The sequence below is a fragment of the Acrocarpospora sp. B8E8 genome, from assembly GCF_039871605.1.
In the GTDB taxonomy this organism is placed as follows: Bacteria; Actinomycetota; Actinomycetes; order Streptosporangiales; family Streptosporangiaceae; genus Acrocarpospora; species Acrocarpospora macrocephala.
The window spans coordinates 57,414-79,641 of sequence record NZ_JBDPLV010000007.1 but is presented as its reverse complement, the minus strand read 5'-3'; the positions used below and the strand labels follow the sequence as shown (position 1 = coordinate 79,641).

25 protein-coding genes and 1 tRNA gene are annotated in these 22,228 nt (G+C 67.8%); 11 read left to right on the top strand and 15 right to left on the bottom strand.

The genetic code is table 11. The features are described 5' to 3' along the window. The first annotated feature begins 146 nt into the window (after positions 1-146). The 3 genes from ABGB08_RS08915 to ABGB08_RS08905 all read left to right on the top strand — a co-directional run bounded on the left by ABGB08_RS08915 (position 147) and on the right by ABGB08_RS08905 (position 1,911). On the top strand, positions 147-1,136 hold the full coding sequence (locus ABGB08_RS08915; RefSeq protein ID WP_347588261.1) for a zinc-binding alcohol dehydrogenase family protein: 990 nt from the start codon (positions 147-149) through the stop codon (positions 1,134-1,136). A 16-nt stretch (positions 1,137-1,152) separates the two neighbouring features. Beyond that, positions 1,153-1,224: transfer RNA gene (locus tag ABGB08_RS08910), tRNA-Val, on the top strand. A gap of 222 nt (positions 1,225-1,446) precedes the next feature. Beyond that, positions 1,447-1,911 (top strand): hypothetical protein, encoded by a 465-nt coding sequence (locus ABGB08_RS08905; protein ID WP_347588259.1) that lies wholly within the window; start codon positions 1,447-1,449, stop codon positions 1,909-1,911. Between the two features lie 223 nt (positions 1,912-2,134). On the opposite strand, the gene ABGB08_RS08900 is transcribed toward ABGB08_RS08905, so the two are convergent. The 4 genes from ABGB08_RS08900 to ABGB08_RS08885 all read right to left on the bottom strand — a co-directional run bounded on the left by ABGB08_RS08900 (position 2,135) and on the right by ABGB08_RS08885 (position 4,053). Next, entirely contained in the window at positions 2,135-2,380 is a 246-nt protein-coding gene (locus ABGB08_RS08900) for a DUF4240 domain-containing protein (RefSeq protein WP_347588257.1), read from the bottom strand. A gap of 122 nt (positions 2,381-2,502) precedes the next feature. After that, positions 2,503-2,904 carry a hypothetical protein gene (locus ABGB08_RS08895; RefSeq protein WP_347588255.1) on the bottom strand — a complete coding sequence of 134 codons (402 nt, stop codon included), beginning with the start codon at positions 2,902-2,904 and terminating at the stop codon, positions 2,503-2,505. Beyond that, positions 2,901-3,167: a hypothetical protein gene (locus ABGB08_RS08890; RefSeq protein WP_347588253.1), complete on the bottom strand. Its 267-nt coding sequence runs from the start codon at positions 3,165-3,167 to the stop codon at positions 2,901-2,903. Before ABGB08_RS08890 ends, ABGB08_RS08895 begins: the two co-directional genes overlap by 4 nt. A gap of 73 nt (positions 3,168-3,240) precedes the next feature. Continuing rightward, on the bottom strand, positions 3,241-4,053 hold the full coding sequence (locus ABGB08_RS08885) for an SDR family NAD(P)-dependent oxidoreductase (RefSeq protein WP_347588251.1): 813 nt from the start codon (positions 4,051-4,053) through the stop codon (positions 3,241-3,243). Between the two features lie 131 nt (positions 4,054-4,184). Here ABGB08_RS08885 and ABGB08_RS08880 point away from each other — a divergent pair, with 131 nt between their 5' ends. After that, a complete protein-coding gene (locus tag ABGB08_RS08880; protein ID WP_347588249.1) occupies positions 4,185-4,784 on the top strand; it encodes a TetR/AcrR family transcriptional regulator in 600 nt (199 codons plus the stop codon). A gap of 77 nt (positions 4,785-4,861) precedes the next feature. Here ABGB08_RS08880 and ABGB08_RS08875 read toward each other — a convergent pair whose 3' ends face one another. Further along, the gene (locus ABGB08_RS08875) at positions 4,862-5,497 is read right to left on the bottom strand and encodes a response regulator transcription factor (protein WP_347588247.1); all 636 of its coding nucleotides are present in this window, start codon (positions 5,495-5,497) and stop codon (positions 4,862-4,864) included. Then, positions 5,494-7,458 (bottom strand): sensor histidine kinase, encoded by a 1,965-nt coding sequence (locus tag ABGB08_RS08870; protein WP_347588245.1) that lies wholly within the window; start codon positions 7,456-7,458, stop codon positions 5,494-5,496. The genes ABGB08_RS08875 and ABGB08_RS08870 overlap by 4 nt, the downstream gene beginning before the upstream one ends. A 201-nt stretch (positions 7,459-7,659) precedes the next feature. Between ABGB08_RS08870 and ABGB08_RS08865 the strand changes: the two genes are divergently transcribed. Together ABGB08_RS08865 and ABGB08_RS08860 are read left to right on the top strand one after the other, a co-directional pair. Next, positions 7,660-8,106 (top strand): hypothetical protein, encoded by a 447-nt coding sequence (locus ABGB08_RS08865; protein WP_347588243.1) that lies wholly within the window; start codon positions 7,660-7,662, stop codon positions 8,104-8,106. Between the two features lie 31 nt (positions 8,107-8,137). Beyond that, positions 8,138-10,168, top strand: coding sequence for a BTAD domain-containing putative transcriptional regulator (locus ABGB08_RS08860; protein WP_347588241.1), 2,031 nt, complete (start codon positions 8,138-8,140; stop codon positions 10,166-10,168). 429 nt (positions 10,169-10,597) lie between these two features. Here ABGB08_RS08860 and ABGB08_RS08855 read toward each other — a convergent pair whose 3' ends face one another. Continuing rightward, on the bottom strand, positions 10,598-11,692 hold the full coding sequence (locus tag ABGB08_RS08855) for a glycoside hydrolase family 43 protein (protein ID WP_347588239.1): 1,095 nt from the start codon (positions 11,690-11,692) through the stop codon (positions 10,598-10,600). A 1,250-nt stretch (positions 11,693-12,942) separates the two neighbouring features. Between ABGB08_RS08855 and ABGB08_RS08850 the strand changes: the two genes are divergently transcribed. The 3 genes from ABGB08_RS08850 to ABGB08_RS08840 all read left to right on the top strand — a co-directional run bounded on the left by ABGB08_RS08850 (position 12,943) and on the right by ABGB08_RS08840 (position 14,230). Further along, positions 12,943-13,134, top strand: a complete 192-nt coding sequence (locus ABGB08_RS08850; RefSeq protein WP_347588237.1) for a hypothetical protein — start codon at positions 12,943-12,945, stop codon at positions 13,132-13,134. Positions 13,135-13,404: 270 nt separating this feature from the next. Further along, positions 13,405-13,875, top strand: a complete 471-nt coding sequence (locus ABGB08_RS08845) for a hypothetical protein (RefSeq protein ID WP_347588235.1) — start codon at positions 13,405-13,407, stop codon at positions 13,873-13,875. Further along, complete coding sequence (locus ABGB08_RS08840; protein ID WP_347588233.1) at positions 13,856-14,230, top strand: hypothetical protein; 375 nt, start codon at positions 13,856-13,858, stop codon at positions 14,228-14,230. Before ABGB08_RS08845 ends, ABGB08_RS08840 begins: the two co-directional genes overlap by 20 nt. A gap of 221 nt (positions 14,231-14,451) precedes the next feature. Here ABGB08_RS08840 and ABGB08_RS08835 read toward each other — a convergent pair whose 3' ends face one another. The 7 genes from ABGB08_RS08835 to ABGB08_RS08805 all read right to left on the bottom strand — a co-directional run bounded on the left by ABGB08_RS08835 (position 14,452) and on the right by ABGB08_RS08805 (position 20,736). Next, the gene (locus ABGB08_RS08835; protein WP_347588231.1) at positions 14,452-15,363 is read right to left on the bottom strand and encodes a hypothetical protein; all 912 of its coding nucleotides are present in this window, start codon (positions 15,361-15,363) and stop codon (positions 14,452-14,454) included. 75 nt (positions 15,364-15,438) lie between these two features. Further along, entirely contained in the window at positions 15,439-17,988 is a 2,550-nt protein-coding gene (locus ABGB08_RS08830; protein WP_347588229.1) for a hypothetical protein, read from the bottom strand. A gap of 79 nt (positions 17,989-18,067) precedes the next feature. Then, positions 18,068-18,823, bottom strand: a complete 756-nt coding sequence (locus ABGB08_RS08825; RefSeq protein ID WP_347588227.1) for an alanyl-tRNA editing protein — start codon at positions 18,821-18,823, stop codon at positions 18,068-18,070. 14 nt (positions 18,824-18,837) lie between these two features. Then, entirely contained in the window at positions 18,838-19,047 is a 210-nt protein-coding gene (locus ABGB08_RS08820) for a hypothetical protein (RefSeq protein ID WP_347588224.1), read from the bottom strand. Positions 19,048-19,357: 310 nt separating this feature from the next. Beyond that, positions 19,358-19,750, bottom strand: a complete 393-nt coding sequence (locus ABGB08_RS08815; RefSeq protein WP_347588221.1) for a hypothetical protein — start codon at positions 19,748-19,750, stop codon at positions 19,358-19,360. A 105-nt stretch (positions 19,751-19,855) separates the two neighbouring features. Then, the gene (locus ABGB08_RS08810) at positions 19,856-20,437 is read right to left on the bottom strand and encodes a hypothetical protein (RefSeq protein ID WP_347588219.1); all 582 of its coding nucleotides are present in this window, start codon (positions 20,435-20,437) and stop codon (positions 19,856-19,858) included. A gap of 104 nt (positions 20,438-20,541) precedes the next feature. Further along, a complete protein-coding gene (locus ABGB08_RS08805; protein WP_155344011.1) occupies positions 20,542-20,736 on the bottom strand; it encodes a hypothetical protein in 195 nt (64 codons plus the stop codon). A gap of 124 nt (positions 20,737-20,860) precedes the next feature. On the opposite strand from ABGB08_RS08805, the gene rpmG reads away from it, so the two are divergent. After that, positions 20,861-21,025, top strand: a complete 165-nt coding sequence (gene rpmG, locus ABGB08_RS08800) for a 50S ribosomal protein L33 (protein ID WP_155361794.1) — start codon at positions 20,861-20,863, stop codon at positions 21,023-21,025. A 2-nt stretch (positions 21,026-21,027) separates the two neighbouring features. Beyond that, complete coding sequence (locus ABGB08_RS08795) at positions 21,028-21,270, top strand: type B 50S ribosomal protein L31 (RefSeq protein ID WP_347588215.1); 243 nt, start codon at positions 21,028-21,030, stop codon at positions 21,268-21,270. Positions 21,271-21,333: 63 nt separating this feature from the next. Here the strand turns inward: ABGB08_RS08795 and ABGB08_RS08790 are convergent, their stop codons facing one another. Further along, positions 21,334-22,083: a polysaccharide deacetylase family protein gene (locus ABGB08_RS08790; protein ID WP_347588212.1), complete on the bottom strand. Its 750-nt coding sequence runs from the start codon at positions 22,081-22,083 to the stop codon at positions 21,334-21,336. Positions 22,084-22,228: the final 145 nt, after the last annotated feature.

The window sequence follows — 22,228 nt, the reverse complement described above, 5'->3', positions numbered from 1 at the left end:
ACAGGAGCTGGGAGCCTGTGCTGGGCTGGGAGATCAAAGCACATGAGGACCTGTGTGGCCGAAAGATCGGCACATATGAACGAGCCCTGGGAGCCTGTGGTGGTCCGGAGGATCGGCGTAAACGAACACGTGGGTTGGAGGATGCGATGAGAGCCGCTGTCGTCTTGTCCTGCGGTAATCCTCCCGACCTGAGGACCGTGCCCGCACCGGAGGTCGCGGAAGGCGAGAGCCTGGTCCAGGTCACGGCTGCGCCGATCACGCCGCTGGACGTTCTGTGCGCGAGCGGCACGTCCTATTTCGGGCAACCCGCCCTCCCGTACATCCCAGGAGTTCAGGGCGTAGGCAAGCTGACCGACGGCACCCGCGTCTGGTTCCCCACCCAGGCCGGGATGCGCCCCGGCGACGGTAGCTTCGCCGACCTGTGCGCCGTACCCACCACCGACCTGGTCCCCATCCCCGACGGCACCCGGGACGAGACCGCCGCGGCGCTCGGACTGTCCGCCGTCGCCGCCTGGATGGCCCTCACCTGGCGCGCCGCCCTCCGCCCCGGCGAACAGGTCCTCATCCTCGGCGCGGGAGGCACGGTCGGCCAGGTAGCGGTCCAAGCCGCCCGCCTCCTCGGCGCGCGCCGGGTCGTGGCCGTCTGCCGCTCCCCCCGATCCCAGGCCCTCGCCACCAAGAACGGCGCCGACGCCGTGGTCCCCCTCCACCCCGACGACACACCCGAAACTCTCACCCCACGCCTGCGCCGAGCCCTCGACGGCCTCGCCGACGTCGTCATCGATCCCGTCTTCGGCATCCCCGCCACCGCCGCCGCCCAGGTCCTGGCCCCCGGCGCCCGAATCGTGAATCTCGGCAGCGCCGCCGCCGAATCAGCCACCTTCACCTCCGCCACCCTCCGCGGCAACACCGCCTCCCTCCTCGGCTACACCAACAACGCCCTAACCCCCACCCAACGCCACACCGCCCTAACCGAGATCTTCAACCACGCCGCCACCGGCGCCCTCTCCGTCGACCACGCCCTCACCCCACTGGCGGACATCGCCCCCGCCTGGACCAGCCAGGCCACCGGCAGCACGCCACGCCGAATCGTCGTACAACTATCTGATGTGCCGACACCACCCTCGGTGCCGTAGGGTGTAACCCGGCTCAGGGCGGTTAGCTCAGCGGTAGAGCACTCGCCTTACAAGCGAGGGGTCACTGGTTCGAACCCAGTACCGCCCACCTGCGAAAAAGCCCCGTCTCCCACCTGGGAAAACGGGGCTCGTACCGTTAACGTGCCACTAGCAGGCGCTAATGATCTAGCTCAATGACCAATCGCCTCGGGCGGAAGCGCGAGCGCCACGCGGGGGCATCGCGGTACGGCCGCCGCGCCGTACCAAGCCAATGCGCCGACCACCGGCACCCCGCCGCCAAGTCGCACCGACCACCGCCATAATTCGACCCGTGAAACTGGAAATCGACCCGGAGCGCGACGTCCAGACAGGCGTCTGCGAGTGCTGCAATACCTCCTTCGACCGCGTGACGGGGTTCATCAACGACGACAACGGGGCCTACGCGATCTACTTCGCCTCCTGCTATCACCACAACGGCATCCACGAAGCGTGGATCGACGTGATCATTGACGACGCTTGGACCCCCGACGAGCCCGTCAGTCGTCCCGGTCCCAACCGCGTCACGTTCGGATGCCGAATCGGCCCGGTCGAAAACGCGCCAGGTCCCGCCTGCACCCTGGTTACAGGCGGAGCAGTCGCACCAGATGAACCCTTCTACGGGCGGAAACTGACCCGCGAGGAGGCGCTTCAACACCCCTGGCTCTCGGACTACTGGGCGACCATGGACCACATCTTGGAGCACGACCTCACGGTCAACCAGCATCTTTACGGGCCAGCTGTAGTCGAGGGCGATTAAACCCCAGCCTCCGGCGGGGGTACTCGGCTCCGGGATGATCGGGATTGCAAAACCTGAGAGCCGTAGGTAGTTGAGGTAGGGGCGTGATCGTCCCGTCTGCCACATCCCAGGCATAGCCCAGCAGACCGGTTCCTCCGGATCAAGCCCGTCTGTGACCATCGGCACCGGTGATCGCGGAACGGCGACTGGCTGAGGTACGCGCGAAGACGGGCTTGCACCTCCGTCACCGGCCCGCTGCCCCTCCGGGGGTGTCATCGTCGAATGGGCCAAACAGCAGGGTCGCCGCGTCTCGGATTGGCCAGGAATACAACTCGTCTTGGGCGCGCAACCATAGCTCTTCGAACTCAAGTATCTCGTTCTCGTCCAGCGCGCGAAGGCGGCGTAGGAGCAGGCGAGCGACATGCTCAGTGTCAGCTCCCGCCTCACTGCGGCAAATCTCAACGATCTGCCAAAAGGTCTCCTCCTGCACGACGAGAACCTACCAAGCTCGGGTGACAGTTCCTTGGCGGCGTGCCCCTTACGTGCCCGTAAGGTCGGCGAACCGCAGGGAATCACGGGGACTCACGGTCACTCGACGCGCATACGCCCAGGTCACCGTTTTCGCAGCTCAGACCGCATGATGTTGAAAGACTTCCCAAGCTGACAGTGCGGTTCATGGCGAGCGGAACAAACGGCGTGGATCGGGCGGCCGAGGTGACGCATGAGTCGGGGGCCTCGGGGGATGTGGGGCAGGCTCGGGCAGTAGTGGAGAAAGGTATAGCCCAGCCTGCAGGCCAGGAGGCCATCGGTGGCGACCTGGTCCCCTACGACCACGCCGGGCCGGGGAAGATCCCGGTAAGGGGTGATGCGGAGCGGCTTACGGGCCGAGGCGAGGTATCCCAGGTGGATTCTCGCGACAGCGGGGATTTCGGGCAAGGCCCGGGCGGAGTTGGTGGCGAAGACGATGGCCTGCACGGCGGTGGCGCTGGTGATCTGATCGAGGATCGTGTTCACGCCGTGCTGGAGAGTGTGCTGGTCGGTGTCCCAGAAGGCGACCAGCGGCTCAATGTCGAGGTGAAGGCACCTCGAGACGCCATCGCCTGGCGCTCTTGCTCCCAGGCCTGGTCCTGGTGTTCGGCGTAGACGAGGTGGTCGAGCAGCAGCCGCAGAGCTGTCTCTCCGCCGAACATCCCGGGACGGCGAAGAGCCGAGTTGAGCTGGCCAATCAGGTAGTCGCGAATCTCGGTGGCAGAGCGTGGCCCGGAGGGAACCGTCATAACGTCATCTTCGCCTCAAGCGATGTGGGGCTGGGGAGACTCCTGCAGCCGGGGACCGCTTCGCCTTCGATGGTCAGCCTGGGGCCTTGCGGCTGAGGTGTTCCCAGGCGCGGTACTCCTCGGTGCGGGCCTGGTCCATCTGCTGGACGAGGTCGTAGGAGTGGCTGCCGACGATCAGCCGCAGCGGCGGCTTCGGCAGGTCGACCAAGTCCATGATGACGGGAGCGGCCGTACTCGGGTCGGGGCCGGCGTCTTCGCCCCACATCTCGGCCAGCTTGACCCGCAAGGGCTCGTAGGCCGGATGAGGCTGCGTCGTCGTGGTGCCCGCCGTGAACAGCCCGGTGTTGTAGCCGCCCATCTGCACAATGGTGACCTTGATGCCGAAGGGCTCAACCTCCATCGCCAGCGCCTGGCTGGCCGAGTCGAGCGCTGACTTGCCCGCCCCGTAGAACCCGACGGAGGCGAAACCGCCCCCGGAGCCCATCGAGGTGACCTGGAGGATGTGCCCGGAACCCTGCGCCCGCAGGTACGGGACGACAGCCTGGGCGACCCAGATCGCGCCGAAGAGGTTGACGTCGAAGTGGGCCCGGATCTGCTCCTCAGTGGCCTCCTCCAGCATGCCGAACAGCAGTCCGCCGGCGTTGTTGACCACGATGTCGAGCCTGCCGAAGGCCGCCGCCGCCCGGTCCACCCCCTCCCGTACGGCCTGGCGGTCCGAGACGTCCAGCGGTAGCCGTACGAGGCTGCCCGGATACTCCTCGGCCAGATCCGCGAGCGGATCGATATTGCGGGCGGCGGCCACGACACGGTCTCCGGCAGCCAGCGCGGCCTCGGCGAATGCCCTGCCCAGGCCCCGGGACGCGCCGGTGATGAACCACACTCGCACAGGACTTCATCTCCTTGATGATCAAGGCGAGACGTTACGTCTCGTCTCGCTGTGGCCCCAATCTTGCAAGCACGCTCTCCGCCATGTCAAGACGGACCGTCTCGTCTCGGCATTCTGCTATCCTCACGGGCATGTCCATCGCCAAGAAGCCGAACCCCGCCCGCCGCAGCGAACGGTCCCGGCAGGCGATCTTCGAGGCCACCCGCGAGCTGATCTCCGAGGTGGGGTACGCCAACGTCTCGATCGAGGCCATCGCCGCACGGGCGGGCGCGGGCAAGCAGACCATCTACCGGTGGTGGCGGTCCAAGGCAGCCGTGGTCTTCGACTCCTTCCTGGCGCTCAGCGAGTCGGGCCAGGGGGAAGGGATAGCGCTCCCCGACACGGGCGACATCGAGGCCGATCTCAAAGTCGTCATGCGGGCCACCGTCACCGAGTTCGCCGATCCGGACTTCGAGGCGCCGATCCGGGCGCTCAACGCGGAGATCATCAACGATCCCGACCTCGCCGTCCAGTACCGCGACAAGCTGGCCGGTCCTGTTGACGAGGCCAAGAAGGTACGGCTGCGCAGCGCGCAGCGGGCGGGCCAGATCGCGGCGGACGCCGACCTCGACCTGGTGCTCGAACTGCTCTACGCTCCCCTTTACCAGCGCTGGCTGAACCGCTCCGGACCGCTCACGCCCGAGTACGCCGACGCCCTCGTGGACCTCACGCTCAAGGCGTTCCGCCCCTGAGACCCGGCTCCACAAGAAGCGAAGCCTGCGAAAACGTCCCGTGCGCCCAGCACGGAGAATCGGCCACCAGCGAGGGCTCAGACGCCGAGGTCGGCGTCGCGGGCGCGGGCGACGGCCTCCGCGCGGCCGGAGACGCCGAGTTTGGCGAAGATGTTCGACACGTGGTTGCGGATCGTCTTCTCGCTGAGGAACAGGCGCTGTGCGATGGCGTGATTGGTGAGTCCGGCGGCGACCAGGTCGAGCACCTCCCGTTCGCGGTCGGTCAACTCGGGCAGGGGGCGGGGACGTACGGTCTCGGTGGCCAGGGCGGCCAGCACCCGGCTGCCGGCGGAGGAGCCGAAGACGACCTGGCCGGCCGCCACCGCCTGGAGCGATCGGATGATCTCGGCCGGTGGCGCCTCCTTGAGGAGGTAGCCGCGGGCACCGGCCCGGACGGCCGCGACGATGGTCTCGTCGTCCGACAGCATGGTCAGGGCGAGCACGGCCACGGCGGGATGGCGGGCCCTGATGCGGGCGGTCGCCTCCACGCCGCTCATCCCGGGCAAGTGCAGGTCCATCAGGACCACATCCGGGGCATTCTGCTCGACCAGTTCGATGGCGGTCTCGGCGGTGCCGGCGACGCCGACGACCTCCACCTCGGGCAGGTCGCGGAACAGCCCCAGGAGTCCGTCGGCGAAGATCGGGTGGTCCTCGACCACGATGATGCGGATCATGAGGACGCCAGGGGAAGCCGGACGATCAGGTGAGTGCCCGTCCCATCGCCGCTGCGTAGTTCGAAGGTGCCGCCCAGTTCCTCGGACCTGCGGCGCATGGACGTCAGGCCGATCCCCTGCCCCGGGGCGGATCCGAGGGAGGAGAGTCCCACTCCGTCGTCGTCGATGTGCAGCTCCAGGGTGTCGCGGGCACGCACGTGGACGGTGCAGCGGGAGGCCTTGGCGTGGCGTGCGGCGTTGGTCAGGGCTTCGGCGGCGATCCGGTAGGTGGCCAGCTCGATCGGCGCGGGCAGGGCCGGAAGGTCGGCCTCCACCTCGACGGCCAGGTGGCCGGCGAACCCCTTGCCCAACTCGGCGAGCGCGCCCGCGAGCCCGAGGTCATCCAGAGGGGGCGGTCGCAGGTCATTGACGATGGCCCGGACGTTGCCGACAGTGGCCCGGATCCGGGCTGACAGGTCGTCCATGATCTCCTTGGCCTTTCCGGGGTCGGTGTCCACCAGGCGCCGCCCGCGATCCATCTGCAGGGCGACGGCGGCGAGGGTGGGGCCCACCCCGTCGTGCAACTCGTACCGCAGCCGGTCGCGCTCCTCCTGCCGGGCGGCCAGCAGCCGGGCGTGTGAGCGTTCCAAGTCGGCACCGAGGCGGTGGGCGTGGACAGCCACCGCTAGATGCGGGGCCAGTTCCGCCAGCAACGCCCGGTCCTTGGGGCGCAGCCGCTCGCCGACCACCAGCGTGCCGACGTCGTGGCTCTGGTGGTGCAGCGGGACGCGCTCAGCGACCTCGCCGCGGGCGCCCCAGGAGGCCACGACCGCTCCGTGCTCCTCGACCGCCACGTACGGCATCCGCAGGACGCGGCCGATCTCGGCGGCCATCCGCTCCAGCGGGTCTTCAGGGGCGCCGGCATCCGACAGCCGCGCCGCCAGCCGGCGCAGCGCCCTGGCCGGGTCGTCCCGGTCGCCGTAGACCAGGCGGTTGGCGGCCGCGCCGGCCCGCAGGTACAGCGGATGCACCGCGAGCGCCACCAGGACCGCCGCCGCCCCGGCTCCCAGGACGCCGCCCAGCGTGAAGGCGATCAGCGCGTAGCCCGCCAGCAGCAGCACGCTCACGGCGCCGAAGGCCAGCGCGCGCGACAGCAGCAGGTCGAGATCCCACAGGCGGTAGGCCACCACGGCCACGGCCACCCCGGCCGACAGCGGCACACAGGCCAGGGCGACGATCGGCGCCCCCCAGGGGACCATCAGGGCCAGGCCGAGCATGCTCACCGTCAGCAGGGCCCCGGCCACGATCCACTGCAACCGGCGGCGCATCTGCTCATCGGCTCGCCGGTAGCGCACCACCAGCGAGGCGAGGGCCGCCACCGCGGCGATGAGCGAGCACACGGTCCCGGCCGTACGGACCGCCTGGGGGACTCCGGTCAAGTCCGCGAAGACTCCCTGGTAGTCCGGGGGATACATCCGGCCGACCTCGCCCATCAGGGTCACCGGCTGGAAAATCCAGTCGAGCTCGTTCACCGCGATCCCGGCGATGGCGGCCGCCAACGCCGGCCGCCATCGAGGCGAGGGCAGCCGCCCATCAGGAAAGATGAGCAACAGGACGGTCGGCACCGCGAGATAGGCCGGCACCCAGATCCAGTTCGACACCCACATCGCCCAGTCGTCGCCGGGCAGCCCGCCGTCGTTGATACCCAGCAGGCCGTACGCTCCGAGGGCGACGCCCCCCGCCTGGGCTGCACCGATGACGACCATGAGCCACCCGACCCGGCTCGCCGGCCGCTGCGCCACCACGAGCACGCCGGGCACGCCGAACGCCAGCCCCGCCACGCATCGGAAGGCGTCGAAACGCTCCACTATCCCCGTCACGCCGATATGGCTCAGCCGGGGCTCGACGGCGAGCGTCATCGCCACCAAGAGCACCAGCACGCTCACCGGGACGACCACGCGCCAGGTCGTTCTGTCCGTCACGAAGACGATGGTGCCATCCGGCGAGTCCCGACGTCACGGGACGAAATGTCCCGTTGACGTCGGGACCGGCGCCTCACGACGCCCGATCGTCCCGCCTTGGAAGATCGAGGAGCCCACCGCCGAGACGGCCCGCGCATTGAACCGTCGTGTCCGCACACGGCCGTCCTGCGCCGGAATCCGACCACACTTCGAGGAGAACCCATGTCGTCGATACCCTCCCCTTCCCTGACACCGTCGGCCACCCCCGTGTCCGCCGCGCGTCCCTTCGCCCGCGCCGTTGTCGTCACCATCGGCATCCTGCTCGTCATGGACGTGACGGGCGCGCTGATATCGCTGTCGGCCGGGCTCAGCCCCACCTTCCTGGACGCCCTCGGACCGCAGGCGCGGCTGTCGGCGCCGATCCCGATGATGATCGCTCAGGTGATCCTCGCCTTCGCCGTGAGCCGGCGGCGCCGCGCCTTCGCCGCTCCGGCCGCCGTCCTGCTGATGATCGCCGGAATCCTGGCTTTCGTGTCCGGCTTCTTCGACGGCGGCTACGCCGCCGACCTCACCGCCGCCCAGAGAGTGTTCCAGGTCGCGCTCGTCGCGGGCCATCTGGTCATGGGCGTGCTCGCCGGGTTCCGCCTGGTCAAGCTCCTGCGCAGGTGAGATTCGCGGATTCGTGGAACTGGAGGTCCTCGTGACTGATCTCGTGCCGGCGGCCGCGACGGCCGCGGCCCTTCCCGCTCCAGCCGGCCCGAACCGCGTGAGCGGACGGGAGGGCGGGGCCGTGGACATCCGCGTGCTGGGCCCGCTGGAGGTCGTCGGTGACGACGGCCCTCCCCGCGCGCTCGGTACGCACAAGCAGCGGATGCTGCTGAGCATCCTGGTGCTCGCCGAGGGGTGGCCGGTACCAGCGGAAATCTTGATCGACAGGATCTGGGGCGACGCCCCGCCCGCCGAAGCGCTCGCAGCGCTTCAGGTGTATGTGTCCAACCTGCGCCGGGCGCTGGAGCCCGGACGCCGCCCACGCGCCCGGAGCCGCTTGCTGACGTTCGGCCCGGCCGGGTATCGGCTCGCCGTCGACCCGCAACACCTGGACGTCACGCAGTTCCTCGACCTGGTCGCCGAGGCCGAGCAGGCCGCTGACCCCGCCGCGGTGGAACGGGCCGCGACCCGGGCCCTGCGGCTCTGGCGGGGCGAGCCGTACGCCGACCTGGCCGGACAGGAGTACCTCACTGCGGCCCTGGCTCACCTCACGGAGGCCAGGGAGCGGGTCCGCGAGCTGCGGGTGTCGGCCGTCATCGGCCAGAACCGCCATCACGAGGTGGTGGGGGAACTGGAGGCGTTGACGCACGAGCATCCGCTACGAGAGCGGCTCTGGGCGCTGCGGGCGCTGGCGCTGTACCGGTGCGGGCGGCAGAGCGAGGCCCTGGACGCGCTGCGCACGGCACGCCGGATCCTGACCGATGAGCTCGGCATCGACCCCTGCGACGAGCTACGCGACCTGGAACGCGACATCCTCCGCCAGGCGCCCCATCTGCGACCGGACCGCACTCGCCCCGCCCCCACGCGGGAGGGCGCGAGCGGACGCGTGATGGCGGGCCGCCGTGCGGAACTCGCCGCGCTGGATCACCTGTTGGACGAGGTGTCGGCGGGGCAGCCGGGGTTCGCCCTGATCACCGGGGAGCCGGGGATCGGCAAGACCCGTCTCGCCGAGGAGATGGCGGCCCGGGCGCGTAAGCGCGGCCACGAGGTGGCGATCGCGCGCTGCCCGGCGACCGCGAGGACGCCCGACTTCTGGGCCTGGACGCACCTGCTGCGCCAGCTCATCCGCGCCACGCCGCCCCTGCCCGCGCAGGCCGATCCGGAGGAGACGGAATTCCGCATGTACGAGAGCACCGCGCGGCTGCTCACCGCCACCGCGAGCGAGCGTCCCGTGCTGGTGGTCCTGGACGACCTGCACTGGGCCGACCCCTCCTCACTGCGCCTGCTGAGCCACTTGGCGCAGACCTTCACCGACGGCCGCGTGGCGATCGTCGGCACGGCACGCGACTGTACGACACCCGCCCGAGCGCTCACCGACACCTTCGAGGCATTGGCACGGCGCCGGGCCCTGCGGCTCCCACTGACCGGCCTCACCCTCCCCGAACTGGCCCAACTGGTCCCCGCCGACACACCAAAAGACGATCTACGATCTCTGCACGACCGCACCGGCGGCAACCCCTTCTTCGCCACGGAACTCATCGACCACCGGGCCATCGGCTCCGCCCGCGCGGTCCCGCCAGGCGTCCGCGACGTGGTGCTCAGCCGGATCAGCCGCCTGCCCCGGCCCACGGCCGACCTGCTGCGCCTCGCCGCGACGACCGGCGGGGAGTTCGACCTGGCACTGGTCGCCCGGGTCGCGGGCCTGTCCCTCGGCACGGCACTCGACCGCCTGGAACCCGCCATGACCGCCGCCCTCATCGCCGAACGATCCCCTGGGCACTTCGCCTTCGCCCACACCGTAGTCCAGGAAACTCTGACGGAAGGCATGTCGTCCCTACGTCGGGCCCGCCTGAACGCCGAAATCGCCCAGGCGATCAGCACACGGAAGAACACAATCACCTCAAACGGGACCACCTTGGCTCACCACCCGGCCGTACCTACCATGAACATCCCACGCGCCGCGACCCGCCGCCCCGACCTGGCATCGCGATACCACTGCCGACGCCCCGGGGGACGGGGCTGACATTTGCCAGCAGGGGTCTGTCCAGCCAAACCGGGAGATCGACCTGCCGTTACGCTGGCCACCGTGGAGATCGTCAAGGGTGGGGGAGTGGGTGCAGCCCGCCGCAGGGGCCGCCAACGACTGGGTCAAGCAACTCAAGGTGCCAGGCCTGTCCGTTGGGAATGGTTTCTTCGGCATTCCACACCCGACGCCCAGGTTGAGTAGCTCGGGTCTGCGGTCTGGTTGACCACATGCGGCGTGTCGGCGTGAGGGTCGATGGTGAGCGGTCTATGTCGAGAGCATGAGGTACGCCGATAGTGGTGGTCTGTCTGCGACTTGCCCCGTATCCAGCGTCCGGCATACCACTGCCAGGTCGAGGTCCCGCCACATCATCGAACCGAGCGCGGCACTGCCCACGCCAAGGACGGCGGATCAGGTGTCGCGGGTGCGTTATTCGAAGAACTTGAGGCTGTACCCGATGTCGGTGTTGGCGCCGGGCACGTTCGCTCGCCGGTAGGTGGTCTTGCTCCACCAGACGGCTGTGCCGGTGTACCAGTACCGGTTGGACCACGCGTACGGCGTGCCCTTGGCAACAGCGTGGTACATGGTCGGGAACCGGTTGCCGGACGGCGGGCTGGTGGCGATGTCCCCGCGCTCCAGCACGAACGTGTGGTGGCCCGGGCCGTCCACGTGCAGCGTCGGGGTCCAGCCCGCCATCATGTGCTCCGCGTACGAGCCGAACAGGCAACCGTTGCTCTTGTACCAGTCCCACACGTTCGTCGGGTCGCCACCGGAGCGCAGCCGCAGATCGGCGAGGCAGTACTTGCTGCTCCAACTGCCGTTTGCGGAGTACACGATGTGCAACTGCCCGTTCGGGTCGAGGATCGGCTCGGGGGCCTCGTTGATGAACGGGTTGCCGACGACCCGCTCCCACGGCTCCCGCGGCTGGGAGATGATGTAACGGCCGCCGGTGGTCGTGGTCGGGCTGCTCATCCGGGCGATGTAGAGGTTCTGCTCGACGTTGGTGTCGCCCGACCAGCCGGACCACACGAACCAGCGCTGGCCGTTGAAGGTGAACGGCACGCCGTCGATGGCCCACTTGTCGCCGGGCAGGGCGACCTCCGTCGCAGCGGAATAGCCGGAGTCGGCGGTGGCGGAGCTGATGTGGTACATCCGGTGGGCGGCGCTGCGGCCCGCCGCGAAGTAGATGCGGTAGCGGCCGTTGTGGTGCACGATCTCGGGCGCCCACACCTCACCGAGGTTGCCGGTGTCCGTCCACACCTGGCGCCGGGGCGCGCCGGCGATGCCCTCGAGAGTGGTCGCCGTCCGTACGGCGATGCCGCCGTTCACCGACTTGGCCGCGACGTAGAGGTTGCCGACCCGGATGACGCTGGGGTCGGCGCCACCCAGGGTGGTGCGGCCGAGGGCCACGGACTGCGCGGCGGCCGGTACGGCGGTGCCAGCGTTGCCGGGGGAGGCGGCGATGCCGCCGATGGCGGTCAGGGCGAGGGCGATGACCACCGGTCGAAGAGCATGTCTTCTCATGAGGCTCCTTCTACCTGCGGGTCCGCGAGAAATTTAAAGTAAAGTTTACTAATAGATTCGCACTCATTCAAGGCTTCGCCGGAACGGTGCGACGACAAGGCACAAACCGACAGCCACCACAGCAGCCCCACGCCACCCGCTGGGAGCATGGGGGAGTCCGCGATCTACGTCTGGCGCTCGGTTCGGGCGAAGGGCGACACCAAGACCGTGAAGTCGCGGCGCTCGCTCAAGCTCCCCGCCTGTGCGTGGAGGCCGCCGACCTGATGGGCGTGCTGCTGGATGCGCCCGTTTCCAGACTCCGGCGAGGGTCGCTGCGACCGCAACGCGATCGACATCGAGATCCAACAGCCGTTCCACCCGGTCAATCTGGTCGACACGATCCACGAGATCCATCCTTCACAGGTCATCCAACCCATGACAACGGCCCGAGCCAGAACGGGCCCCCTCGACGCGCTAGCCGGAGAACCCTGGATGCCACCCCGAACCGCCTGATCAATCACAGGCCCGAATGGATACCTCACGCCTTGCGCTACGACTGACCCTTTTCCCAAGTAGATAAGCCAATAATCACGGCGTCAAACGAGGTTGATTTGTTCCAACTGCTCGACGATATCGGTCCACGTCATCCAGGGCGTGAGTGAATGAGGCGCGCTTCTCACAATATTGACATCTCGGATTTGGTTTCAGCGCGTCCCTGTGGCCGAGTCATTCACCGACGGCTGGCTCCCAGACGGAGATTGCATGATCGCGTCCAGCGTATCCGGGTGGGCATTCCGCATCGCGGAGAGCGACTCCTCCAGTTTTTCCTCGGCAGCTCCCCGGTGGTGCTTCAGCATCGCGGAGATCACGTTCTCCACTCCCTCGGGAGCTTCCCGGAGGTACATCGGCGGCACCAGTTTTCGCCCGCCTTTCGGGCCTGCCGGTCAAGTTCCATGAATGCGCGCTGTACGGCGACCAGGCCGGACGGAGGGATCACCGGGATGCGCAGTGTCCAATGTCCCTCCCCGTCCACGGTCTCCCCGGTTGGCCGACCACACGGACACTCCCACGGGCTGGGCTCGTCGCCCGGCAGGGGCGGCCAGAAGCGCAGAACGAGCGACTTCGTCTCTGGCAGCTGGCCTCTGGTCGCGTCCTGGACGTAGAAGCTCAACTCTGCGGGGCCACCCTCGTAGAGGCCGATACCCAGCCTCACGGTCGACCCGTTCCGCAGGACCGCATCCCCGACCACCCGATAGCCGCGCGGGGTGGGCATGCTTGCGGCGAGAAACTCGCGCTGGCTCGTGGCCACGGAACTCGTCTTCACCTTCAGGGTGATCTCGCCCGGGTGGACCGGCCCCATGTCCTGGTGCCAGCGGGCCACCTCAAGCCGGGCTAGCTTGGCCGCCTCCGCGGCGGAGTCCTCGGCCGCCTTCGCCGAGCGTTCCGCCGCGACTGCGGATTGACGCGCCGCTTCCGCTGACTCCTTACCGGCCTTGGCGGAGATCTCGCCCGCATCGGCGGAGCTCAGGCAGGCTGCGGCTTCCTTCGTCAGGGAAGAGTCTTAGTCACTCAGTTTGTCGCTCACGCCCCGCACCGGAGATGGGGTGTTTTCGCAGGTGGGCGGTACTGTTCGAACCAGTGGCCCCTCGGCTTGTAAGGCGAGTGGATTCCGGGGACGATGAGCCCCGGCAAGATGACTGAACTACTTTCGAACTCTCGTGTAGTCTGGATGCATGACGACACAGTCCTTTCCGTTCTCCACGCTGATCAACAAGCAGACCAGTGTGTTTCCCGCCCTCGATGACGCGGATGTCATCCTCGAGCGCCGTGACGCCGAGAACCTGGTGCTGATGCGTTCGGAACGCTTTCAGGCGATGACCGACGGTTTGCGCTTGGCGGCGCGGTCTCTGGCGATCGTCGCCCGGACTAATCGTGGGTTGGCCGAGGAGGTCTTCTCCGAGGAGCTGCCGTGGCTAAAGTGGCTGCCCGCTGAGGCCCGTCTCGAATGTGTCAGCGAGCTGCTCGACCACTTGCTAGCGGGTGCCGAAACCGGGTTGTTGGTTCCCTTCGCTCGGGCTCTGCGGGAGTGGATATCCACTGCGGAGATCTACTCCGACCCGGAACTGGCCCGCCGCCTGCGTGGTCCGTTCGAGACCAGCATGGCTCTTGAGCTGCCTCGGCCGGGTGGCGCTGGTGACGAGTAATCAGCTTGGACGCGGTGATGAGGTCCGGCGGCCTACCGGTTGGATCGTGCGCTTGGTTGATCGGCAAGCGGCTCAGGGCTGGGCCACGTTGTTGGCCCAGGTGCCTGAGAATCTGGACCGCGCCTGGTTGGCTATTACAGGGGACCCGCGCGGCCGTGATGATCTGTCACGCCAGCATCGCCTCAAATTCGATCTGCGTACCGTCAAGATTGACGGGAGTGAACTCGAACATTGGCAGTACGAGGTCACCGGCGGTGGGCGAATCTGGTACGCGATCGATGATGAGCGACGGACGCTTTGGATCACCCAGGCCGGCACGGGTCACCCTCGAAAAACCGACAAACGCCACCGTTGATGGTGAGATTGACGTCATGATCACGGTGAAATGGTCGCTGGGTTGATGGTGAACTGGCCGCTATGCCTATGGTGAAATCGTCGCGCGAGTGCTCGCTGGGCTAACCGCCTTCGGCCGGGCTACTGAGGGGTCCTGGACGGCGGCCATGGGCTGACTGGCCAGGATGGGTCAGGGTCCTTCATGGCTTTGGCATCCTGTGGTTTTCGCCCGGAGGATGGAGCTCACCGGACTGGGTGGACCTGCTTTGCGAGGGTCTCGGCTGAGGTTGGTCGGATTGTTTCGGCGGCTGTCAGGAGGGCTGGCTCCTCGACGCCGTGGCTTTCGAGTTGGACCAACGCGCCACCGCTGTGGGTGAACACCGCGATCCGTCCCTCCCATCCGTAGCGGGCCCACCGATCCCGGGTGGCCGCGCGGCAGGGCGGCCCGTTCTCGTACTCCCACGACTCGGCGTAGTACGGCGTCGCGCACGCCTCCGCGGTGGTCGCGGTCGAGGCCCGGCGCACGATCACCTGGATGCCCAGGCGGCTCCCGCTTACAGTCTCCGCACCGACGCGCCGGTACTCCAGCAGGATCACCGGTTCATTCGCCCCGCCGACGACCGGCGCTTCGGCAGCGTACAGCCCATGCCCCGCGATGTCGGGTGCCACCAGCGGGACTCCGAGCAGCTCGAAGGCGCGCGCCAGATGCCAGTGCCGGGCGGGCTCTTCCAAGGGAACGGCCAGCACGCAGACGGCGGCGAGCGCGCCGAGTGAGGCGATCCTGGACTGCCACCGTCTCGTGGTGGCCAGTGCCCAGGCGGCGACGGTGAATCCGGCCAGCGCCGACAGCAGGTGTACGCCGCCGAGCAGTGCGCGGTCGAAGCCGTAGAAGGTGGTCTCGGGCGCGATCATCCATAGGGCTTTGCCCAGGGCGAGCGTGGCGATTGCGCCGGTGAACGCGACGAGAGGCCAGCGGCGCAACCGGAGCAGGGCCGCCACGCCCGAGCCGATCAGGAAGGCTGCCAGCGTCATTCCGAGGGAATGCGGACCGCGCACGCCCGAGTGCCCGTCCCACGGCGCGCTTGCCGCCCACAGGACGGCCTGTACGGCCCCGACCGCCAGCCCGACCAGCGCACCCCTGCCCGTCTCCCTCATACGGCCATGATTGCGACCTCGTTCCGACATGGACCCCGATCTCCATCAAATCCGTACGATTCGGCCACCAAATGGTTAGCCGCCGGTTGTCGGGGGGCCGGGGGCTATCAGGTCGATTTCCCGCCACATCGCCGGGTCCTTCCAGTAACCAGTGTGGCTGCCGATCTGAGGTGGCGCGTCGCCGTACGTGAACTGGCAGGTTGGCGGGTCGGGGAGCTTCTTGTCGACGGAGTTCTCCCCGTCGTCGACGATCCAGCCGCCGATGTAGTCGGTGAGGTAGTAGAAGTTCCGCCAGGTGGAGGTGGTCCCGCTCTGCGGAAGGAGGGATTGCGTGATTTCCTCGGTGAAATACGCCGGGAAGCCCCAGCTGTAGAGCTTGCGCATCGGTGAGCCGAAGGTGGCCAGGACGACCTTCATGCCCGTGGGCCGGACCTGGTCCGGGCCGTCCTGGCTGAGCGCGGCGGCGGCCAGGATCGCGCCCTGGCTGTGGGCGGCGAGCAGGATCTGGGCGCCGCTGTCGTGCAGGAACCACATCCTGCGCTGAAGTTCGGGGACGGCACGTTCCGCGTACGAGGGCGGGGCGAGCGGGTGGTAGCCGCGCGGCCAGAATGTGCCGACGTCCCAGAGGACGCCGATGACCCGTCTGGTCTTGTGGTTCTGCCAGCCCGCGCGGGCGAGGAGGAGCGCGGCCAGTGGCAGCAGGGTCGCGATGGCGGTGCCGAGGCTGGCCGCCCAGGGGGAGGGGCGGCGGATGTCGTCCGCCCAGATGTGCATCTCCAGCCAGGCGAACAGGAGGATGCCGATCACGACGATCGAGGTGAACAGCAGGTCGAGGTCGCGTGGCAGCTCCGCCAGCTTGCGCGCCCTGCTGACCCGCCCCGGCCAGGCCCGCATCTCCGGGGTCGCCCAATCCGGATTGAACGCGCCACCGTCGAGCTTGACCGTGCTCGCCACCCACCCCCGGTCATCCGGCAGGGGCCGCTCCTTCTCGTAGTATTCGTCGGCGATCGCCTGGGCCGGTTTCGACCGGCCCGCCCGCCACCAGCGGATGACCTGCCACCCCGCGAAGATCAGGATCAGGATCACCGGCTCGAAGATGAGGTACGCGGCCACGTCACTGATCACCGGAAATACCGCGATAATTCGGCCGTTGTCCGGGACGGGTTCGGTGGCGGCGAACGTGTACTTGATCTCGCCGAGCGTGTCGGCCACCCGGACGATCAGACCCACCAGCACGGTGTTGGCCAGGCCGAACGCGATGGTGAGCACGATGAAGGGCGCGCCCCAGCGGAACGCCGTCAACTGTCCCGAGTTGACGACCCCGACCACGATGATCCCAATGGCCACGATCAGCGCCACGATGACCCAGCCGTACGGGCGGTCGATCACATCGAGCATGAAGTACATGCCCACGAGCGCCGCGGCCACGACGATCAGCTGGACCGTACGCAGGGGCTTCTTCCGGTCCAGAGCCGCGGCGATCAAACAGACGGGCACGAGCAGCAGCGCGACGATGATCCCGCCGTACACCCAGTTCATGACCGGCCGCAAACCCGGCAGCTCATGCGGAGTCACGGCATTCGGCACCACCGCCGTCATGGCGGGCTCCAGCAGAGCCATCGCCCCAGCGAGCAGCAGAGCCCCGATCGCCAGCACGGTCAGGATCAAGCCGAGCCACCGGAGCGGTCCAATCACCTTCTCCGGGATGACGGCGAGCACGGCGACGATGAGCACGGCCACGGCAATCCAGACAGAACCCGACCACAGCCACTCCGGAGCCAGGCTCCGCCCCGCCCCGATCCGCATTCCGGGCGCCGACTCGAGCGTGCCGTGCACGGTGGTCGCGACCATCAGCGCCAGCAAGGCCAGACCCGCGGCTATGTGGATCTCGCCGAGATAGCGGGTGTAACGGCCGGTGTTCCAGAAGTCCGGGTTCCGCAGCCCGCCCTCAAGGCAGGCCGCGTTCTGTACGCACGGCCGGCGCGGACCTGGGCTGCCCGGCGGCCTGACCGACTCGTACCGGCGCTGCGTCCGGTACGTGAGAACCGCCAGCAGCACGAGCAGCAGCAGCGGAACCACCGCTCCCAGCAGGATGCGCCGACCGGGGAACGAGGCCACCGAAGCCATCCGGAACGGGCTCATCCACCACGAGTCCGCGCATTTGATGTTGCCACCGCACTGGTAGCCGACGTAGTCCATGGCGACCGCGCTCACCAGGAGCACCACGTTCACGGTGAGGGCGAGCGCCGCCAACCGGGCGACCACCCGGAATATCGCGAAGCGTCTGGCCGTCCGCGTCACGGTGAACGGCCACATCCACCCCGCCAGGTTGGCCAGGGCGAACGGGAGCAGCAGCAGCCACAGCACGCGTACGCCGCTGCGGGAGGTCAGGCCGCCCCACGAGTACCCTTCGACGTGCCGGCCACTCGCGTCCGCCGTCCGGTAGAAACCGGAGATATGGTCACCGCCGACCTGCTGGGGAGCCGCGTCGGCGAGCAGATGCTGCGGCGTCGACCCGCCGACGCCGTGCACCCGTAACTCGATCGGTCCTTCCAGGGCAACCGGCGGCGGCACCATGCCGGACCCTCGGTCTCCCGTCTTCATCCCGAAGATCGGCAAAGGCATGACGGCCACCCGGGGTCGGCGCGGATACGTTGCTGTAGGGGATCGCGGCGCCAGGGACGAGGGTTACAGGGTGCTGGTGTCAGTCTCCGACTTCCAGGCGTACGCGGCGGAAGCCCTTGCCCTTGCTTTCGATTTTGGCGACGCGGATGCGGCCGATTTGGCGGGTGGAGGCGACGTGCGTGCCGCCGTCGGCCTGGCAGTCGAGGCCGACGATGTCGACGATGCGGACTTCCTTGACGTCGTCGGGGATCAGGTTGGTGGTGGTGCGGATGATGTCGGGGATGGCGAAGGCCTCGTCGCGGGGGAGGACGCGGATGTCGACGCGGCGGTCTGCGGTGATTTCGGCGTTGCAGGCCGCTTCGACGGCCTCCTTGAAGCCGGGCGGGACTTCGGGGAGGTTGAAGTCCATACGGGCGGTTCCGACGACGCCTGTTCCGGGGGTTTTGGCGGGTTCCATGTTGCCGCCGGTGACGAGGGCGCCGTAGTCGCGGAAGACGACGCCGCACAGGACGTGGAGGCCCGAATGGGTGCGCATCAGGGCTGAACGGCGTTCGTCGGCGAGGGCCGCGCGCACAATGGTGCCAGGTGTGGGGAGAGGTTCGCCTTCGACGGGAATCAGGTAGAGGTCGTCACCTTTGCGTACCCCGGCGATCCGGGTTTCGACGCCCTGCCACAGCAGGGTGCCCTCATCGGCGGGCTGCCCTCCGCCGCCGGGATAGAAGGCGGACCGGCTGAGCACGATCCCTTCAGGCGTGGCGTCGAGAACCGTCGCCTCCCATTCCCTCAACTCCTGATCAGCGAGTTCAAGCCGTTCCGTACGACCATGAGCGTCCATCCCCGCAGCTTAGTTCAGCCGCTGAAAAGGTCCTCAAGGATGGCGCGGGCCCGATCCGGAATGGGCTCGTCGGGGAAGATCTCCGCGCAGAGCGCCAAAACTTGTTCGGCGGTGTCGAGAGCGAGGCGTTCGACGAGGGCTCGAATGTCAGGGCTGTCCCGCCTTCGTGCCGCCAGGACCTTCATAGCGAGTAGATGCTCGGGCGAAGCGGCGGATACCCGCAAGCCGGGATGGTCGAATACTCGGCGAGCCGAGCTATCGCCGCCGGGAGCCACGTAAGCGCTGGCTTGCTCATTCAGCCACCACGACGGGAGTCCGAGTTCGGACGCGACGGCATGTGCCTCGTCGAGGACGATTCCGTGAGGTTCGAAGATGGCGTCTATATCGCGAGTGGATCTTCGGGAATCGTAGGCAAGGCCATCGCTGCCCCGCCGAAGACGTACAGGTCGGCTACGACGCCCTTGCGTGCGAGGCGATCGCCGAGACGTCGGAACGCATCTTCTATCGCGGTTCGATCGAGGAGAGGAGAGTCACTCATGCGACTTCCAGTTCCTGAGGGTGGATGAAGACGCCGCGGCGGCGGAATGAAGCTGGGGCGTGGACGAAGGCGTCGACGCGGGCTGCGGGGGTGTTGAACGGGAACCAGAACTGGTGGAGTCGGCGGGACTCGCTCCAGGGTGGACCTGCGTGGCCTTCCTTGGCGGCGAGGTGTTCGGCCAAGGCGGCGAGGAAGACATCCCAGTGGGGGTCTCCGACGCTGGAGGGTTCGGGTGTCAGCAGCGCGAGCCGAACAGCAGGCGGTTCATGCCTGTACTCCTCCAGGAACTCGGAGATCAAGCGCCAGCGTGTCTCGTCATCGGAGTGGTCTGTCAGCCAGCTGGCGAGCCGCGCGATGGAGGCCGCTTGATACTGCTGGACACTCTTCATGGCTATCACGTTAGCTTAGCGGCCCCGGGTGTCCGATTAGCAGCCAGGCCCTCGTCGCGAGCGGATGGTCTGCTCTGACGTATTTAGATTCCTGATTGATGGGATTTAGGGGGTGTCGATTGCTTCGATTGTCCAGGTGCAGCCGATGGAGGTGATTTCTAGGGTGAAGGTGCCTGGGGTGGTTTGGGGGGTGGTCTTGTCGGTTTTTGTGCCTATTTCGGAGACGGGGTTGGCGATGGTTTGGGTGCCGGACTTGATGGTGACGGAGACGTGGCCGGTGCCGATGGGGTTGGTGGAGCAGTCGTAGGTGTAGTGGATTTGCCAGGATGCGTCCGCGGTGAACTGGGCGGTGGTCTTGTTGCCGGTGCCGTTGTCGGACATGAGGACGTCGCCGCCGGTGGCGGGGGGCTGGGACGCGGGGTCTGCGGCCGGGGTGGTGGGCGGGTTCGTTGGGGTGTTGGGTGGTACGGCGGCTTCCTGGGTTCGTGAGGTTGGCAGGGGCTCGCGGGCGGGCGGGTCGTTGGCGAGGACGACGTACAGGGAGAAACCGCCGCCGACGAGCATGAGGAAGGCGAGCGTGAAGAGGGTCGCCATCGCGGGGATGGGGTTGGCGCGGGGCGGGGGGACCTGACCGGGCTGCGGACCGTAGAGGGGTTGCTGGCCTTCGTACCCGTACGGGTTTGACATCGCTCGCTCCGGAGTCGGGGACCCCCTGAAGATCGCACGATTGTGGGGGATGTCGCTAGATCACACCGGTTGCGGGCGGTGTCGTAAGGTGGGAGGAAAGCCTCTCACCTGGGGATCGTCCAGCCGGTGCGTTCGCAGAGCTGGGCGAGGGTGATCTCGGCGCGCTTCCATTGGAAGCAGTTGTTCAGGTGATCGGCGCATTGGCCGGGGTCGGCGTCGGGGATGCCCAGGACTCGTAGTTCGTTCGCGAAGTCGGTGGCTTGGTCCTGCTGCTTGGCGCTGAGGTTGTGCCAGATCATGGCGTTCCTCTCCCGGGGGTTGGGCAGTCGTTTCCACGCTAGTCAATCCCGGCGTCCTGTGGGCGTTTGACGGTGGGAATGAAAACGGTTCCCGATGCATTACACGGCGCAGAGAGGAGTGCCGATGGCCAGAAGCGAGCTCCGACCTGTGATCAAGCTCCGTTCGACGGCGGGGACCGGGTTCACGTACGTGAGCCGGAAGAACCGCCGTGAACACCCCGATCGGCTGACTTTGAAGAAGTACGACCCGATCGTCCGCAAGCACGTGGTCTTCCGAGAGGAGCGATGACCATGAAGAAGAACCTGCACCCCGAGTATCACCCGGTGGTCTTCCGCGATCCGACCACAGGCTTCGCGTTCCTCACCCGATCGACCGTCACCAGCTCCAAGACGATCGAATGGGAAGACGGCAATACATATCCCCTGGTCGACGTGGACGTGTCCTCGGAAAGCCACCCCTTCTACACGGGCCGCGGCCGCATCGTCGACAGCGCGGGCCGCGTCGAGCGGTTCAAGCGCCGGTACGGCCGGTAACGACCCATCTCCGGCCAAGGGCGCCCGGATCTCCGTCCAGGGCGCCCAGCGGCCGGACGTGTGTCAGGGAGCTACGGCGACGGCGTGGAAGAAGATGTCGCTGTAAGGGATCTTGCGAGGCGTGAAGGCGATCTTGCCCGGGCATAGGCCGCGTTTGCGGAGATTGCTCACGATCTGGGGGACGGCGTCGACGGACGGCTGAGCCCAGTCGTGCATCAGGATGATTCCGCCGGGCTGGAGGGTGTCCGCGGCGGCCACGATCTCCGCGGTGGTGGCGCCAGCCCAGTCCCGGGAGTCGACCGTCCACAGGACTTCGAGGAGCTTCAGGCGCGCCGCGTCGGCTCGCACCTGGTCGTTGGTCTCGCCGAATGGGGGGCGGAACAGGGTGGGCCGGTCGCCCGTGATCCGGCGCAGGACGCGTTGGGTGTCGGCTATCTCGTTGAAGGCCGCGGGTTCGCCGATCTGGGTGAGATGCGGGTGGGTCATGGTGTGGTTGGCGATCCACATGCCGGCGCGCTGCTGGGCGCGTACGAGTTCGGGGTGGGCTTGCGCGGCGGTGCCGGTGTTGAAGAAGGTGGCTTTCGCGTTGGCGGCGCGCAGGGCGTGGAGCAGGCTGGACGTGGTCTCCGGGGTGGGGCCGTCGTCGTAGGTCAGGCCGACGTACCCGTTTCTGCAGTGGAATGAGGGGGTTCCGGCCTGCGCGGGGAGCGGGGCCGCGACCACGAGCGCGGCCGCGGTCAGCGCGGCGAGTCTGGACGGATGGGACGGTACGGCGCTGAGGCGATCGGTCAGGCGGCGCAGGTGTCTGATCATCTTTGCTCCTGGGGGATCTCGGCGCTGTCGACTGGGGTTTGGGACGTGCGAAACATTTCGCAAGAATCTACGAATTGTTTCGCAGCAACATATGACGCCTCCCGTATCCCGGCAACCAAGGCCGGATCCCGAGCCGTGATCAGCC

What these genes read in the sequence shown, in the direction of transcription:
- ABGB08_RS08915 (WP_347588261.1), top strand. Translation starts at nt 147, where the DNA reads ATGAGAGCCGCTGTCGTCTTGTCCTGCGGTAATCCTCCCGACCTGAGG.
- ABGB08_RS08890 (WP_347588253.1), bottom strand. Translation starts at nt 3,167, where the DNA reads ATGACGGTTCCCTCCGGGCCACGCTCTGCCACCGAGATTCGCGACTAC.
- ABGB08_RS08880 (WP_347588249.1), top strand. Translation starts at nt 4,185, where the DNA reads ATGTCCATCGCCAAGAAGCCGAACCCCGCCCGCCGCAGCGAACGGTCC.
- ABGB08_RS08875 (WP_347588247.1), bottom strand. Translation starts at nt 5,497, where the DNA reads ATGATCCGCATCATCGTGGTCGAGGACCACCCGATCTTCGCCGACGGA.
- ABGB08_RS08865 (WP_347588243.1), top strand. Translation starts at nt 7,660, where the DNA reads ATGTCGTCGATACCCTCCCCTTCCCTGACACCGTCGGCCACCCCCGTG.
- ABGB08_RS08855 (WP_347588239.1), bottom strand. Translation starts at nt 11,692, where the DNA reads ATGAGAAGACATGCTCTTCGACCGGTGGTCATCGCCCTCGCCCTGACC.
- ABGB08_RS08850 (WP_347588237.1), top strand. Translation starts at nt 12,943, where the DNA reads ATGCTTGCGGCGAGAAACTCGCGCTGGCTCGTGGCCACGGAACTCGTC.
- ABGB08_RS08845 (WP_347588235.1), top strand. Translation starts at nt 13,405, where the DNA reads ATGACGACACAGTCCTTTCCGTTCTCCACGCTGATCAACAAGCAGACC.
- ABGB08_RS08835 (WP_347588231.1), bottom strand. Translation starts at nt 15,363, where the DNA reads ATGAGGGAGACGGGCAGGGGTGCGCTGGTCGGGCTGGCGGTCGGGGCC.
- ABGB08_RS08830 (WP_347588229.1), bottom strand. Translation starts at nt 17,988, where the DNA reads ATGCCTTTGCCGATCTTCGGGATGAAGACGGGAGACCGAGGGTCCGGC.
- ABGB08_RS08825 (WP_347588227.1), bottom strand. Translation starts at nt 18,823, where the DNA reads ATGGACGCTCATGGTCGTACGGAACGGCTTGAACTCGCTGATCAGGAG.
- ABGB08_RS08815 (WP_347588221.1), bottom strand. Translation starts at nt 19,750, where the DNA reads ATGAAGAGTGTCCAGCAGTATCAAGCGGCCTCCATCGCGCGGCTCGCC.
- ABGB08_RS08810 (WP_347588219.1), bottom strand. Translation starts at nt 20,437, where the DNA reads ATGTCAAACCCGTACGGGTACGAAGGCCAGCAACCCCTCTACGGTCCG.
- ABGB08_RS08805 (WP_155344011.1), bottom strand. Translation starts at nt 20,736, where the DNA reads ATGATCTGGCACAACCTCAGCGCCAAGCAGCAGGACCAAGCCACCGAC.
- rpmG (WP_155361794.1), top strand. Translation starts at nt 20,861, where the DNA reads ATGGCCAGAAGCGAGCTCCGACCTGTGATCAAGCTCCGTTCGACGGCG.
- ABGB08_RS08795 (WP_347588215.1), top strand. Translation starts at nt 21,028, where the DNA reads ATGAAGAAGAACCTGCACCCCGAGTATCACCCGGTGGTCTTCCGCGAT.
- ABGB08_RS08790 (WP_347588212.1), bottom strand. Translation starts at nt 22,083, where the DNA reads ATGATCAGACACCTGCGCCGCCTGACCGATCGCCTCAGCGCCGTACCG.